At 66.7% G+C, this 14407-nt stretch carries 13 protein-coding genes; 10 read left to right on the forward strand and 3 right to left on the reverse strand.

Going from position 1 to position 14407, the window contains the following annotated elements; all coding sequences use genetic code 11:
- Positions 1 to 122: 122 nt before the first annotated feature.
- From ACT2BZ_RS09280 to sugE, 9 genes are all read left to right on the forward strand, one after another.
- Positions 123 to 1019, forward strand: a complete 897-nt coding sequence (locus ACT2BZ_RS09280; RefSeq protein WP_457940632.1) for a class II glutamine amidotransferase — start codon at positions 123 to 125, stop codon at positions 1017 to 1019.
- Between the two features lie 5 nt (positions 1020 to 1024).
- On the forward strand, positions 1025 to 1711 hold the full coding sequence (locus ACT2BZ_RS09285; RefSeq protein ID WP_457940634.1) for a GltB/FmdC/FwdC-like GXGXG domain-containing protein: 687 nt from the start codon (positions 1025 to 1027) through the stop codon (positions 1709 to 1711).
- A gap of 10 nt (positions 1712 to 1721) precedes the next feature.
- Positions 1722 to 3050, forward strand: a complete 1329-nt coding sequence (locus tag ACT2BZ_RS09290) for an FMN-binding glutamate synthase family protein (protein WP_457940636.1) — start codon at positions 1722 to 1724, stop codon at positions 3048 to 3050.
- A gap of 67 nt (positions 3051 to 3117) precedes the next feature.
- Entirely contained in the window at positions 3118 to 4425 is a 1308-nt protein-coding gene (gene glnT / locus ACT2BZ_RS09295; RefSeq protein WP_457940638.1) for a type III glutamate--ammonia ligase, read from the forward strand.
- A 39-nt stretch (positions 4426 to 4464) separates the two neighbouring features.
- Complete coding sequence (locus tag ACT2BZ_RS09300) at positions 4465 to 5718, forward strand: sarcosine oxidase subunit beta family protein (protein ID WP_457940639.1); 1254 nt, start codon at positions 4465 to 4467, stop codon at positions 5716 to 5718.
- 16 nt (positions 5719 to 5734) lie between these two features.
- Positions 5735 to 6013, forward strand: a complete 279-nt coding sequence (locus ACT2BZ_RS09305; RefSeq protein WP_457940641.1) for a sarcosine oxidase subunit delta — start codon at positions 5735 to 5737, stop codon at positions 6011 to 6013.
- Positions 6010 to 8991 (forward strand): sarcosine oxidase subunit alpha family protein, encoded by a 2982-nt coding sequence (locus tag ACT2BZ_RS09310; protein ID WP_457940642.1) that lies wholly within the window; start codon positions 6010 to 6012, stop codon positions 8989 to 8991. Before ACT2BZ_RS09305 ends, ACT2BZ_RS09310 begins: the two co-directional genes overlap by 4 nt.
- Positions 8984 to 9619, forward strand: a complete 636-nt coding sequence (locus tag ACT2BZ_RS09315) for a sarcosine oxidase subunit gamma (protein WP_457940643.1) — start codon at positions 8984 to 8986, stop codon at positions 9617 to 9619. The genes ACT2BZ_RS09310 and ACT2BZ_RS09315 overlap by 8 nt, the downstream gene beginning before the upstream one ends.
- Positions 9620 to 9708: 89 nt before the next feature.
- Positions 9709 to 10023 carry a quaternary ammonium compound efflux SMR transporter SugE gene (sugE, locus tag ACT2BZ_RS09320; RefSeq protein ID WP_457940645.1) on the forward strand — a complete coding sequence of 105 codons (315 nt, stop codon included), beginning with the start codon at positions 9709 to 9711 and terminating at the stop codon, positions 10021 to 10023.
- Between the two features lie 6 nt (positions 10024 to 10029).
- Here the strand turns inward: sugE and ACT2BZ_RS09325 are convergent, their stop codons facing one another.
- Complete coding sequence (locus ACT2BZ_RS09325) at positions 10030 to 11922, reverse strand: ABC transporter ATP-binding protein (protein ID WP_457940646.1); 1893 nt, start codon at positions 11920 to 11922, stop codon at positions 10030 to 10032.
- 157 nt (positions 11923 to 12079) lie between these two features.
- On the opposite strand from ACT2BZ_RS09325, the gene ACT2BZ_RS09330 reads away from it, so the two are divergent.
- Entirely contained in the window at positions 12080 to 12448 is a 369-nt protein-coding gene (locus tag ACT2BZ_RS09330; protein ID WP_457940647.1) for a DUF3307 domain-containing protein, read from the forward strand.
- 39 nt (positions 12449 to 12487) lie between these two features.
- Here the strand turns inward: ACT2BZ_RS09330 and ACT2BZ_RS09335 are convergent, their stop codons facing one another.
- Both ACT2BZ_RS09335 and ACT2BZ_RS09340 read right to left on the reverse strand, forming a co-directional pair.
- Positions 12488 to 13633, reverse strand: coding sequence for a Gfo/Idh/MocA family protein (locus tag ACT2BZ_RS09335; RefSeq protein WP_457940648.1), 1146 nt, complete (start codon positions 13631 to 13633; stop codon positions 12488 to 12490).
- A gap of 25 nt (positions 13634 to 13658) precedes the next feature.
- Positions 13659 to 14405 carry a sugar phosphate isomerase/epimerase family protein gene (locus ACT2BZ_RS09340; protein WP_457940649.1) on the reverse strand — a complete coding sequence of 249 codons (747 nt, stop codon included), beginning with the start codon at positions 14403 to 14405 and terminating at the stop codon, positions 13659 to 13661.
- Between the last annotated feature and the right edge of the window lie 2 nt (positions 14406 to 14407).

The following is a 14407-nucleotide window of genomic DNA, read 5'->3' on the forward strand; positions in this document are numbered from 1 at the left end:
ATCACCCGGCGTGACGCCGGGCGATTAATCAGCAGGAATATTTTTTTCATGTCAGTTGAAACCGGTTCGGCGATTGGCTAGAACACAAGCCAGCAGTCTCTCCAGAATGGAAGGGGAATACCATGTGCGGCATTGTGGGTCTGTTCCTGAAGGATAAGTCGATGGAGCCGCAGCTTGGCGCGCTCCTTTCCGAGATGCTGGTGTCGATGACCGATCGCGGTCCCGACAGCGCCGGCATCGCCATCTACGGTGCCGGCGACGGCAAGCACAGCAAGATCACCATCCAGTCGGCCTCGCCCGAGCGCGATTTCACCGGCCTCGACAAGGATCTCGGTGCCAAGCTCGGCGCCGACGTGTCGCTGGTCGCCAAGTCGACCCATGCGGTCATCGAGGTGCCCACGGCAAAGCTCGACGCCGCCCGCGAGGCGCTTGCCGAGTTGCGCCCGGACGTCCGCATCATGGGCTCCGGCGACGTCATCGAGATTTACAAGGAAGTCGGCCTGCCTGCCGACGTTGTCGAGCGCTTCGCCCTGGCCAAGATGACCGGCACGCACGGCATCGGCCACACGCGCATGGCCACCGAATCGGCGGTCACGACGCTCGGCGCGCATCCCTTCTCGACCGGCCCGGACGAGTGCCTCGTGCACAACGGCTCGCTGTCCAACCACAACAATCTGCGCCGCGAGCTGAAGCGCGACGGCATGAAGTTCGAGACCGAGAACGACACCGAGGTCGCCGCCGCCTATCTTTCCAACAAGATGGCGCACGGCATGAATCTCGGCCAGGCGCTCGAGGCCGGCCTCTCCGACCTCGACGGCTTCTTCACCTTCGTCGTCGGCACCAAGGACGGTTTCGGCGTCGTGCGCGACCCGATCGCCTGCAAGCCGGCGGTGCTGGCGGAGACGGACCGCTACGTTGCCTTCGGTTCGGAATATCGCGCGCTTGCCAATCTACCCGGTATCGAGGACGCCAAGATCTGGGAGCCGGAGCCCTCCAAAGTTTACTTCTGGGAACATTGAGCATCATGCCGACAGTCGATCTGGCCAAATCCACCCTGCGGGAGCTCAATCATGCTCTGCATAACATCAAGGACGGCTCCAACGAGACGGCCTGGGAAGTCGTAAACCCCAAGGGCAGCCATTCGGTGGCGGTCGGCGTCGATGCGCCGGTCAAGGTCGATGTCCACGGTTCCGTCGGCTACTACTGCGGCGGCATGAACTCGGAGGCGACCATCACCGTGCATGGCTCGGTCGGTCCCGGCGTCGGCGAAAACATGATGTCGGGCGCCATCTTCGTGAAGGGCGACGCCAGCCAGTATGCCGGCGCCACCGGCCGCGGCGGCTTGCTGGTCATCGAGGGCAACGCCTCGTCGCGCTGCGGCATCTCGATGAAGGGCATCAACATCGTGGTGCATGGCAATATCGGCCACATGTCGGCCTTCATGGCGCAGTCGGGCAACCTCGTGGTGCTCGGCGACGCGGGCGATGCGCTGGGCGATTCCATCTACGAGGCCAGGCTCTTCGTGCGCGGCAAGGTCAAGAGCCTCGGCGCCGACTGCATCGAGAAGGAGATGCGGCCTGAGCATATCGAGCTGCTCGCCGGCCTGCTCGAGAAGGCCGGGGTGACCGGCGTCAAGCCGGAAGAATTCACGCGCTACGGTTCGGCCCGTACGCTCTACAATTTCAACATCGACAACGCCGACGCGTATTGAGGCGGACAGCATGACATACAAGAACCCGCCCACCACCCCGCGCAAGTCCGCGACCTTCGACGACTACACGATGTCGGAAATCCGCCGCGCCGCGGCGACCGGCATCTACGATATCCGCGGCGGCGGCGCCAAGCGCAAGGTCCCGCATTTCGACGACCTGCTGTTCCTCGGCGCCTCGATCTCGCGCTACCCGCTCGAAGGTTACCGCGAGCGCTGCGACACCAGCGTCGTGCTGGGCGCGCGCCATGCCAAGAAGCCGATCGAGCTGAAGATCCCGATCACCATCGCCGGCATGAGCTTCGGCTCGCTCTCCGGCCCGGCCAAGGAAGCCCTCGGCCGCGGCGCCACGCTCGCCGGCACCTCGACCACCACCGGCGACGGTGGCATGACCGAGGAAGAGCGCGGCCACAGCCAGACGCTGGTCTACCAGTACCTGCCGTCGCGCTATGGCATGAACCCGCGCGACCTGCGCCGTGCCGACGCCATCGAGATCGTCGTCGGCCAGGGCGCCAAGCCCGGCGGCGGCGGCATGCTGCTCGGCCAGAAGATTTCCGACCGCGTCGCCGAGATGCGCACGCTGCCCAAGGGCATCGACCAGCGCTCGGCCTGCCGCCATCCCGACTGGACCGGCCCGGACGATCTGGAAATCAAGATCCTCGAACTGCGCGAGATCACCGACTGGGAGAAGCCGATCTACATCAAGATCGGCGGCGCCCGCCCCTACTACGACACCGCGCTCGCCGTGAAGGCCGGCGCCGACGTCGTCGTGCTCGACGGCATGCAGGGCGGCACCGCGGCGACTCAGGAAGTCTTCATCGAGCATGTCGGCCAGCCGACGCTCGCCTGCATCCGCCCGGCGGTCCAGGCGCTGCAGGATCTCGGCATGCACCGCAAGGTTCAGCTGATCGTCTCCGGCGGCATCCGCAATGGCGCCGACGTTGCCAAGGCGCTGGCGCTCGGCGCCGACGCGGTCTCCATCGGCACCGCCGCCCTGGTGGCGCTCGGCGACAACGATCCGCATTGGGAAGAAGAGTACAACAAGCTCGGCACCACGGCCGGCGCCTATGACGACTGGCACGAGGGCAAGGATCCGGCCGGCATCACCACGCAGGACCCCGAGCTGATGAAGCGCGTCGATCCGATTGCCGCTGGACGCCGCCTGGCAAACTATCTCAAGGTGATGACGCTGGAGACGCAGACCATCGCGCGCGCCTGCGGCAAGAACCACGTGCACAACCTCGAGCCGGAGGATCTTTGCGCGCTGACGCTCGAGGCTGCCGCCATGGCTGGCGTGCCGCTGGCCGGCACCAGCTGGATACCCGGCAAGAACGGTCTCTGAACGGCCATACCCGGGAACGAAGAACAAGCCACCGGAACGGCATTCGGCAAAATGATGGGGAACTCTATTGGCTACTGATCTCGCGCAATTCGCCAAGAAGAACGGCGTAAAGTATTTCATGATCTCCTACACCGACCTGTTCGGTGGCCAGCGCGCCAAGCTGGTGCCGTCGCAGGCGATCGGCGACATGCAGAAGGAAGGCGCCGGTTTCGCCGGCTTCGCCACCTGGCTGGACCTGACGCCGGCGCATCCCGACATGCTGGCCGTGCCGGATGCCGACAGCGTCATCCAGCTGCCGTGGAAGCCGGATGTCGCCTGGGTCGCTGCCGACTGCATCATGGAAGACAAGTCGGTCGCCCAGGCGCCGCGCAATACGCTGAAGCGGCTGATCGACGAGGCGGCCGGCGAGGGCATGCATGTCAAGACCGGCGTCGAGGCTGAGTTCTTCCTGATCTCGCCGGACGGCAAGCAGATTTCCGACGAATACGATACCGCCTCAAAACCCTGCTACGACCAGCAGGCGGTGATGCGCCGCTACGACGTGATCGCCGAGATCTGCGATCACATGCTGGCGCTCGGCTGGGAGCCCTACCAGAACGACCACGAGGACGCGAACGGCCAGTTCGAGATGAACTGGGCTTTCGACGATGCGCTGGCCACCGCCGACAAGCACTCCTTCTTCAAGTTCATGGTGCGCTCTGTCGCCGAGAAGCATGGTCTGCGCGCCACCTTCATGCCAAAGCCCTTTATGGGCCTGACCGGCAATGGCTGCCACGCCCACATCTCGGTCTGGGACAAGTCCGGCAAGACCAACGTCTTCGCCGACAAGAACATGGAACTCGGGCTCTCCGCCAAGGGCCGCACCTTCCTCGGCGGCATCATGAAGCATGCCTCCGCGCTTGCCGCCATCACCAATCCGACGGTCAATTCCTACAAGCGCATCAACGCGCCGCGCACCATTTCGGGCGCCACCTGGGCGCCGAACTCGGTGACCTGGACCGGCAACAACCGCACCCACATGGTGCGCGTGCCGGGCCCGGGCCGTTTCGAGCTGCGCCTGCCCGACGGCGCCGCCAACCCCTATCTGCTGCAGGCCGTCATCATCGCCGCCGGCCTCGACGGCGTGCGCACCCAGGCCGACCCGGGCAAGCGCTACGACATCGACATGTACCAGCACGGCCACACGGTGAAGGGCGCGCCCAAGCTGCCGCTCAACCTGCTCGACGCGCTGCGCGAGTTCGACAAGGACAAATCGCTCAAGGCGGCGCTGGGAGAGGAATTCTCGTCGGCATACCTAAAGCTCAAGCATGGCGAATGGAATTCCTATGCTTCGCACCTTACGCAGTGGGAACGCGATCACACGCTCGACATCTAGCATGCGAAAGCGCGCCAAGCGGGTCCGAGACGGCAGGAAATGAAATACTCGATCTTCTCCCTCGCCCGCGCGGCGCTCAACGGCCACAAGAACTGGCCGCGTACTTGGCGCGACGCAGCGCCAAAGAAGCACTACGACGTGGTCATCATCGGCGGCGGTGGGCACGGACTCGCCACCGCCTGGTTCCTCGCCAGCCGCTACGGCATCAGGAACGTCGCGGTGCTCGAGAAGGGCTGGATCGGCTCCGGCAATGCCGGCCGCAACACCACCATCATCCGCTCCAACTATATGCTGCCCGGCAATATCGGCTTCTACGAGCTGTCGATGAAGCTGTGGGAGACGATGGAGCAGGACCTCAACTACAACACGATGGTCAGCCAGCGCGGCATCGTGAACCTCTACCATTCCGACGCCCAGCGCGACGCCTATGCGCGGCGCGGCAACGCCATGCGAATCAACGGCATCGACGCCGAACTGCTCGACCAGGACGGCGTCAGGAAGATGATGCCGTTCCTCAATTTCGAGCATGCGCGCTTTCCCATCCAGGGCGGCCTGCTGCAGCGCCGCGCCGGCACCGCGCGCCATGATGCCGTGGTCTGGGGCTATGCCCATGCCGCCGACAAGCTCGGCGTCGACATCATCCAGAACTGCGAGGTCACCGGCTTCACGCGTGACAAGGCCGGCAAGGTCATCGGCGTCGAGACGTCGCGCGGGGCAATCGGCGCCGGCAAGGTCGGCATGTCGGTCGCCGGCAGTTCATCGCGCGTCGCCGCGATGGCCGGGCTGCGCCTGCCGATCGAGAGCCACGTGCTGCAGGCCTTCGTCTCGGAAGCCATCAAGCCGCTCATCCCGTGCGTCGTCACCTTCGGCGCCGGCCATTTCTACGTCAGCCAGTCCGACAAGGGCGGCCTCGTCTTCGGCGGCGACATAGACGGCTACAATTCCTACGCCCAGCGCGGCAACATGCCGACCATGGAAGACGTCTGCGAGGGCGGCATGGCGCTGATGCCGATCATCGGCCGCGTGCGCCTCCTGCGGCAATGGGGCGGCATCATGGACATGTCGATGGACGGCTCGCCGATCATCGACCGCACGCCGGTAGAGGGACTCTACCTGAATGCCGGCTGGTGCTACGGCGGCTTCAAGGCGACGCCGGGCGCGGGCCTGACCTTCGCCCATCTGCTGGCGCGCGACGAGCCGCACGAGGAAGCGGCGCGCTACCGCCTCGACCGTTTCCGCACCGGCTGGACGATCGACGAAAAGGGCATGGGCGCCCAACCGAACCTGCATTGAGAACGGCCAAGAAGAGATGCGCATAGCCTGTCCATATTGCGGTCCGCGCGAGAACGGCGAGTTCAGCTATCTCGGCGACGCCACGCCCGTGCGCCCGTCGCTCGAGCAGGGCGTCGATGCGATGCTCGATTACGTTTTCCTGCGCGACAACGTCGCCGGCGAGATGCAGGAACTCTGGTACCACGGCGGCGGCTGCCGCGCCTGGCTGAAGGTCACGCGCAACACGCTGACGCATGAGATTTCCGCCGTCGAGGCCGCGCGCGGCGCCGGTGCTGCAAAGGTCGGCAAGCGATGAGCAGCCAGTCACATCGCCTCGCCTCCGGCGGCCTGATCGACCGCTCGACGCCGATGAACTTCACCTTCGACGGCAAGCCGATGACCGGCTATGCCGGCGACACGCTGGCCTCCGCGCTCGTTGCCAACGGCGTCAGGCTGGTCGGCCGCTCGTTCAAGTATCACCGTCCGCGCGGCATCCTGACCGCCGGATCGGAGGAGCCCAACGCACTCGTCGAGCTGCGCAGCGGCGCAAGGCGCGAGCCCAACACCAAGGCAACCACGGCCGAGCTCTATGACGGTCTGGAGGCGGCGAGCCAGAACCGCTGGCCGTCGCTGCGCCACGACTTCCTGTCGGTCAACCAGCTTGCCTCGCCGATCTTCGTTGCCGGCTTCTACTACAAGACATTCATGTGGCCGGCCGCGCTCTGGGAAAAGCTCTACGAGCCGCTGATCCGCCGCGCCGCCGGTCTCGGCCGCGCCGCCGAGGCTGCCGATCCGGATAGCTACGAGAAGGCCTGGGCGCATTGCGACGTGCTCGTCGCCGGCGGTGGCCCGACCGGCCTTGCGGCAGCCCTCGCCGCCGGCCGCACCGGCGCGCGCGTCATCCTGTGCGATGAGGGAACGCAATTCGGCGGCCGCCTGCTGTCGGATGGCGGCGAGATCGACGGCATGCCGGCCGGCGAATGGGCCGCCAAGGCGCTTGCCGAGCTCGAAGCCCTGCCCAACGTCCGCATCATGGCGCGCACCACCGTCACCGGCGTCTATGACGGCGGCGTCCATTCCGCGCTCGAGCGCGTCAGCGACCACCTGCCGGTGCCGCCGGCGCATACGCCGCGCCAGCGCCTGTGGCGCATCGTGGCCAGGCGCTCGGTCGTCGCGGCCGGCGCCATCGAGCGGCCGATCGTCTTCCCCGGCAACGACGTGCCGGGCGTCATGACGGCGTCGGCCATGCGCACCTACATTTCCCGCTACGCGGCGACGCCGGCGCGGCGCATCGCGCTCTTCACCAACAATGACGACGGCTGGAAGACGGTCGAGGCCGCACTTGCCGCCGGGCTGGCGGTTGCCGCCGTGGTCGATTCCCGCGCCGAGATCTCGGCCGCGCAGCGCGAAACGGCCAGGGACGCCGGCTTCGCCATTCTCAACGGTGCGGTCGACAGGGTGGACGGCGGCAAGGACGGCATCGGCTCGATCTCGGTCGCGCTCGCCGGTGGCGCCCGCGCCACCGTCGAGGCCGACGGTCTCGCCGTCTCGGGCGGCTGGAACCCGGCGCTGGCGCTTACCTCCTATCACCGTGGTCGGCCGAAATGGCGCGACGACATCGCAGCCTTCGTGCCCGACTCGCCGCCGCCCGGCATGCATGCCGCCGGTGCCGCCAACGGCTCCTTCGGTCTTGCCGCCTGTCTTGCCGACGGCCACGCCGCCGGCGCCACGGCCGCCTCCGATCTCGGGTTTTCGAAGAGCGCCGGCAAGGCAGCCTCGGCCGCCGACGCGCCGGAAACGCCGCTGTCGCCGCTCTGGCATGTCGCCGGCAAGGGCAAGGCCTTCGTCGACTACCAGAACGACGTCACCGCTTCCGACATCGAACTGTCGGCGCGCGAGGGTTTCCAGTCGGTCGAGCACCTGAAGCGCTACACCACGCTCGGCATGGCGACCGACCAGGGCAAGACCTCCAACGTCTCGGGCCTCGCCATCATGGCGGCGGTCACCGGCCGCTCCATTCCCGAAACCGGCACCACCATCTACCGCCCGCCCTATGTGCCCACGTCCATGGGTGCGCTGGCCGGCACCAACCGGGGCGAGCACTTCCACGCCACCCGCCTGACGCCGTCCCATCACTGGGCCGAGGAGCAGGGCGCGGTCTTCGTCGACACCGGGCTGTGGAAGCGCGCGCAATGGTATCCGCGCGCCGGCGAGAAGGACTGGCTGGAATCGGTCACCCGCGAGGTCAGGACGGTGCGCTCGGGCGTCGGCTTCTGCGATGTCTCGACGCTCGGCAAGATCGACGTGCACGGTCCCGATGCCGGCGCCTTCCTCGACCGCGTCTACATCAACACCTTCTCCACGCTTGCCGTCGGCAAGGCGCGCTACGGGCTGATGCTGCGCGAGGACGGCATGGTCTATGACGACGGCACCACGTCGCGGCTCGCCGAGGATCACTATTTCCTGACCACCACCACGGCCAAGGCCGGGTCGGTGATGCAGCATCTCGAATTCTGCCGCCAGGTGCTGTTCCCGGAACTCGACGTCCAGCTCACCTCGGTCTCGGACCAGTGGGCGCAGTTCTCCATCGCCGGGCCCAAGGTCCGCGACCTGCTGCGCGAGATCGTCGATCCCGAAGAAGACCTGTCCAACGAAGGCTTCCCCTTCATGGGCGTGCGCGAGGTCGCGCTGCGCGGCGGCATAAGGGCGCGTCTCTTCCGCATCTCCTTCTCCGGCGAGATGGCCTTCGAGATCTCGGTCCCGGCCCGTTTCGGCGACGCGCTGGTGCGCAACCTGATGCGCGCCGGCGAGCCCTTCGGCATCATCCCCTACGGCACCGAGGCGCTCGGCGTCATGCGCGTCGAGAAGGGCCACGTCGCCGGGCCGGAGCTCAACGGCACCACCACTGCCGGCGACCTCGGCCTCGGCAAGATGATGTCGTCCAAGAAGGACTATATCGGCCGCACCATGGCCGGCCGCGACGCGCTGACGGCGCCCGACCGGCAGGTTGTCGTCGGCATAAGGCCAACCGACAAGGCGCGCCGCCTGCGCTCGGGCGCGCATCTGATCCCGATGGGCGAGATGCCCGAACCGTCGACCGACCACGGCTATGTCACGTCGGTCTGCTTCTCGCCGATGCTCGACCAGTGGATAGGGCTCGGCCTGCTTGCCCGTGGGCGCGACCGCATCGGCGAAGTCATGCGCGCGCATGATCCGCTGCGCGGCGAGGACTACGATGTCGAGATCTGCAACCCGGTCTTCTACGATCCCGAGGGAGGACGCCAGCGTGGCTGAATTGTCCTGGGTCGCGACGGCACCGCTGTCGCATGTTCTGAAGCCCGGCCATCACGGCGCCGAGACCGGCGGATCGGGCGTTGCCTATACGGGCCTGAGCGATTTCGCGCTGGTTCAGGTCATGGCGCGGCGTGGCAAGGCGGGCGCGCTGGCCAAGGCCGCGAAGGCACATTTCGGCGTTGCCGCACCCTTAAAGCCCAAGGCCGTGGCGGCGGGCGGCAGCCTGCTCATCTGGTCGGGTCCCGACCAGTTCCTGGCGCTCTCCCCGCGCGATGGCCTCGCCTCGCCGCTGGCATCACTTGCCGGCCCCCTTGCAGGCGCGGCGTCGCTGTCGGACCAGTCCGATGCCCGCGCGCTGGTCCGCATCGCCGGACCGCGGGCGCGTGACGTGCTGGCGAAATTCTGCTCGCTCGATCTCGACGCCTCGGTGTTTCCGGTCGGCACTGCTGCGGCGACATCCGTTGACCATACCGCCGTCACGCTGTGGCGCGGCGAAGACACGGCAGGCGGCGCGGCTACCTTCAACCTTCTTGTCTTCACCAGCTTCGCCGAGAGCCTCTGGCACATGATGCTGGACGCAGGCGCTGCCTACGGCATAGAGGTCGGCGAGGCGTCATACGGCGTGTGACGCCCGGCACGCCGGACAGCGGCGGGGACGACCTCGACCAGCTCTAGCGAACCGGAAGGGACGGCCCTTTCACTACGGGAGAATGCACGATGCATTGGCTCATTCTGTTTGTCGCCGGCCTGTTCGAGATCGCCTGGGCCATGGGCCTGAAATACACGCATGGCTTCACCAGGCTGACGCCAACCGTCGTCACCATCGCCTGCATCCTGGCCAGCCTCGGCCTGCTCGGCCTGGCGCTGAAGGAACTGCCGGTCGGCACCGCCTACGCCGTGTGGACCGGCATCGGCACGGTCGGCACGGCGATCCTCGGCATCTGGCTGCTGAACGAGCCGGCAACAGCGGTCCGCCTCGCCTGCATCGGCCTGATCATCACCGGCATCATCGGCCTGAAGCTCGCCGCCTGACGGCGCCTAGCGATACCCTGCCGCCTGCAGCTCGAACAGGTCGGCATAGACGCCTTTGCTCGCCACCAGTTCGTCATGCGTGCCGGACTCAAGAATGCGCCCGTCGGCAATGACGAGGATGCGGTCGGCCATGCGCACGGTCGAGAAGCGGTGCGAGATCAGCACTGTTGTCTTGCCGGCGGCCAGGCCCTTGAACCGCTGGAAGACTTCGGCCTCGGCCTTGGCGTCGAGGGCGGCCGTCGGCTCGTCGAGGATGATCAGTTCGGCCTGGCGCATGTAGGCGCGGGCGATCGCCACCTTCTGCCATTCGCCGCCCGACAGGTCGCGGCCATTGGCGAACAGCTTGCCGAGCGGCTGCTCGTAGCCGAGCGGCAGCCTGTCGATGACGCCGGCCGCCAGGCTCTGTTCGGCGGCACTGACGATCTGCTCGCGGTCGATGCCGGCCTCGATGCGGCCGACGCCGATGTTTTCGGCCGCCGTCATGGAGTAGCGGATGAAGTCCTGGAAGATGACGCCGATATGGGTGCGCAGCTCGGCGAGATCGATGTCGCGCAGGTCGATGCCGTCGATCAGGATGCGCCCCTCGTCGGGGTCGTAGAGGCGGGTCAAAAGCTTGACGATGGTGGTCTTGCCGGCGCCGTTCTCGCCGACCAGCGCCAGGGCCTCGCCGGCCTTCAGCGTGAAGGACAGGTCGCGCACCGCCCAGCGCTCGGTGTCGGGATAGCGGAAGCCGACGCCCTCGAAGACGATGCCCTCGCGGATCGGCGCCGGGAACGGTTTCGGCTCGGCCGGCGCGACGATGGTCGGCTTGATGTCGAAGAAGGAGAACAGATCGTCGAGATAGAGCGACTGGCCGGCGATCTGGGTCACGCCGATCAAAAGCTGCTCGAACAGCCCGTGCAGGCGCAGGAAGGAACCGGCGAGGAAGGTCAGGTCGCCAAGCGTGAATTCGCCGTCCACCGTGCGCCAGACGATATAGGCATAGGCGCCGTAATAGGTGGCCGAGCTGAGCGCCGCGAACACGCCGCCCCAGAAGGCGCGCTGCGTCGCCAGCCTGCGGTTCTCGATGAGGATCGTCTCGGCCAGACGGCGGAAGCGCGCCACCAGGAAGGAGCCGAGCCCGAACAGCTTGATCTCCTTGGCGGTCTCCGCACTGGCGCCGATATAGCGCAGATATTCGAGCTCACGCCGCTCCGGCGAGCGCAGCCGGTTGAGCCGGTAGGAGCGCGTGTTGAACTTCGATTCCGAGATCACCGAGGGGATCAGCGAGATCAGCAGCAGCAGGATCAGCCAGGGCGCGTAGAACAGCAGGCCGGCCGCCAGCGTCAGGATGGTGATGATCGATTGCCCCTGCGAAAAGACCTGCGACAGGAGCTGGTTGCGCCCCGCCGCCTGGCGCCGCGCCCGCTCGAGCCGGTCCTGGTATTCGCTGGATTCGAAATGCCTGAGATCGAGGCCGGCGGCATGCTGCATCAGCTCCATGCTGACCGTGTTGGAGTGCAGCTCGGCCAGCAGGCTGTCGGCAAGCGACGCCCCGCGCGACAGGAGATCGCCGGCCAGCACCAGCGCGAATTCCAGCGCCAGGAGTTCGGCCACCGTGGCCAGCCGGCCGCTCGCCAGCCAGTCGGAAAAGCCGGGGCCCGGCGAGGGCATCCCGGTCTGCAGCACCACCTCGTCGATGATCAGCTTGCCGACGTAAAGCAGCAGCAGCGGCTGCACGGCGCGCAGCAGGCGCAGGCCGATGGCGGCCGCGGTCAGCGGCCGGCTCGTGCGCCAGATCTGCTGGAACAGTCGCTTCAGGTGCTTGAGCGTTGCCAGCCGCTGGCCGAGCGGCACGTTCTCGTTGCCACCGCCGCTTCGCAGGGCCAGCCTTGCGGCGAAATTCTCACTGGAGCTCATCTGCGCCTATAGATGGTGCAGGCCGGCCTTCTCTGCAATGCGCGCGTCCCCATGGGGGAAGGCCTTTTGGGCCCTCGCGCAATTGACAGGTCGGCGACCGTCCCGCAGGTTGCGGGCCGCGGTGCGGACGCCTCGCGAACGACAAACGGGACTTCGGATGACTTCCGCCGCGATTACCCTTCTCGCCCTGCTTCTGGTCAAGCACTGCCTTTGCGACTTCGTCTTCCAGACACCGTGGCAGCTGTCGCAGAAAGGCACCTACGGCGCGCCGGGCGGCCTCGTCCATGCCGGCTCCCACGTTACCGGCACCTTCATCGCGCTGCTGGCGGTGATGCCGTCGCCTTCCGTCATCCTGACCGTGCTCGTCGCCGAGTTCGTGGTTCACTACCATATCGACTGGGTGAAGGAGCAGGTCGTCAGGCGCTGCGATATCCGCGAGGGCGCCCGCTTCTGGAACGCCATCGGCGTCGACCAGCTTCTGCACAACCTGACCTACCTCGCCATACTCGTCTATGTGACGGCCTGAGGGGAGGCGGCCGGCGGGCCGCTCTCCCGGATCGGAGGCCTAGGCCTTCTTTGCCAGCATGGCCCGCGCCTGCTTGGCCCCGAGTGCCTCGGGTCGTTCGCAGGTCGTGCGCATGGCGACGAACTTGCCCGTCTCGCCCGACTTCAGGATGCCGGTCATCACGTCGATGGCGTGCAGCGCCATGTCGAGCGAGCAGCGATGCGGGCGGTCCTCGGCGATCGCCAGCGCCATGTCGGCGAGTCCCGCGGTGCGGTAATTGGCCATCATGCCGCGCGCATGCTTCTGGTTGGGCACGCCGAAGGGATGCTGCCACTTCGGCAGCTTCTTCACCGGCTTGTCCTGCTTGGTCATGGCGAGATCGCCGCCGAAGAAGTTGGGGTCGGGCACGTGCAGCGTGCCGTCCTCGCCATAGAGTTCCATCGGCGAGTGGCCGTGCTGCCAGACGTCCCAGCTGGCGTTGAAAGTCACCACCGCGCCGCTCTCGAATTCCATGATCGCGTGGATGGTCGTCGGCGTCTTCACCGGCACCTTCTCGCCAAGCCGCGGGCCGTTGCCGATGGTGCGCTCCTTGCTGGGCGTCGAGGTCAGCGCCGTGACCCGCTTCACCGGCCCGATCAGCTGGATCAGGTTGGTGATGTAGTAGGGCCCGAGGTCGAGGATCGGTCCGGCGCCCGGCAGGAAGAAGAAGTCCGGGTTCGGGTGCCAGTGCTCCATGCCGTGGCTCATCACATGGCAGGTACCGCCGGTGATGCGACCGACCGCGCCGCTGTCGACCAGGTGGCGCGCCTGCTGGTGCGCGCCGCCGAGAAAGGTGTCGGGCGCGGAGCCGACGCGCAGTCCCTGCTTGTCGGCGCGCTTCTTCAGGTCGAGCCCTTCCTTGACGTCGAGCACGAAGGGCTTTTCCGAATAGACGTTCTTGCCGGCGTCGAGCGCCTGACGCGAGATCGCGTAATGGACTGCCGGCACGGTCAGGTTGACGACGATGTCGACGTCCTTCGCCTTCATCAGGTCCTCGACCGTCGCCTCGGCGCGGACGCCGAATTCCTCGGCACGGGCCTTTGCCGCCGCCGGGTTGATGTCGGCGCAGGCCGTGACCTTGATGCCCTTGAACAGCGGCGCGAGCGAGAAATACGCGGCCGAGATGTTGCCGCAGCCGACGATGCCGACTCCGAGTTTGCGTGCCATGGGGAGTGCTCCTGAAAATCTCTTGCTAGTATGAACTGACGGCTTCGATGGAACGGCGCGCGAAACGCTCGATGTCGTTTGGATTGTCCTGCTCCATGACGAAGTGCTTCGCCGGCGTCTTCGCCCGCAACGCTTTCAGCATCGCCGCCCAGTCGATGGTGCCGTGGCCGACGTCGCTCCAGCCGTCCTCGTCCAGGCCCTGACCCGGCTTGGCGATGTCCTTGACGTGCACTGCCACGATGCGCTTGCCGAAGCGGTCGATCCAGGCGAGTGGCTCCGAGCCGCCGCGCACCAGCCAGGCAAGATCCATTTCCCAGCCGAGGTCGGGAGCCGATTCGAAAATGTGCTCCTGCGGCACGCTGCCGTCGGCGAGCTTCTTGAACTCGAAATCGTGATTGTGCCAGGCAAAGCCGTAGCCGGCCTTCGTGGTCCTTTCGCCGATGGCGGCGAGGCGCTCGCCGAAGCCGCGCCAGCCGGCGGCGTCGGCCGGCCGCGCCTCGGCAACGATATGGGGGCAGATCAGCGTGGTGACGCCGAGCGCGTCAGCGAGCCTGCGCGCACCGTCGAAATCGTTCTCCAGCATGTCGACGGGGAAATGACCGGTCGGCATCGCCAGTCCGTTCTTGTCCATCTCCGCGCGAAAGCCGGCGGGGTCGGCGTAGACGCCGCCAAAGCCCTCGACCTCCTTGTAGCCGAGACCGGCAAGCATCTTCAGGATCTTGTCCCAAGGCTGGAAATTGCGGGCGCTGTAGAGTTGAAACGACCAGTTCATGT

This window comes from Mesorhizobium sp. 10J20-29, assembly GCF_054130485.1.

Bases quoted from the DNA above. Each gene is read 5' to 3' on its own strand.
- ACT2BZ_RS09325 (WP_457940646.1), bottom strand. From the start codon at position 11,922: ATGAGCTCCAGTGAGAATTTCGCCGCAAGGCTGGCCCTGCGAAGCGGC.
- ACT2BZ_RS09335 (WP_457940648.1), bottom strand. From the start codon at position 13,633: ATGGCACGCAAACTCGGAGTCGGCATCGTCGGCTGCGGCAACATCTCG.
- ACT2BZ_RS09280 (WP_457940632.1), top strand. From the start codon at position 123: ATGTGCGGCATTGTGGGTCTGTTCCTGAAGGATAAGTCGATGGAGCCG.
- ACT2BZ_RS09290 (WP_457940636.1), top strand. From the start codon at position 1,722: ATGACATACAAGAACCCGCCCACCACCCCGCGCAAGTCCGCGACCTTC.
- sugE (WP_457940645.1), top strand. From the start codon at position 9,709: ATGCATTGGCTCATTCTGTTTGTCGCCGGCCTGTTCGAGATCGCCTGG.
- ACT2BZ_RS09310 (WP_457940642.1), top strand. From the start codon at position 6,010: ATGAGCAGCCAGTCACATCGCCTCGCCTCCGGCGGCCTGATCGACCGC.
- ACT2BZ_RS09300 (WP_457940639.1), top strand. From the start codon at position 4,465: ATGAAATACTCGATCTTCTCCCTCGCCCGCGCGGCGCTCAACGGCCAC.
- ACT2BZ_RS09285 (WP_457940634.1), top strand. From the start codon at position 1,025: ATGCCGACAGTCGATCTGGCCAAATCCACCCTGCGGGAGCTCAATCAT.
- ACT2BZ_RS09330 (WP_457940647.1), top strand. From the start codon at position 12,080: ATGACTTCCGCCGCGATTACCCTTCTCGCCCTGCTTCTGGTCAAGCAC.
- ACT2BZ_RS09305 (WP_457940641.1), top strand. From the start codon at position 5,735: ATGCGCATAGCCTGTCCATATTGCGGTCCGCGCGAGAACGGCGAGTTC.
- ACT2BZ_RS09340 (WP_457940649.1), bottom strand. From the start codon at position 14,405: ATGAACTGGTCGTTTCAACTCTACAGCGCCCGCAATTTCCAGCCTTGG.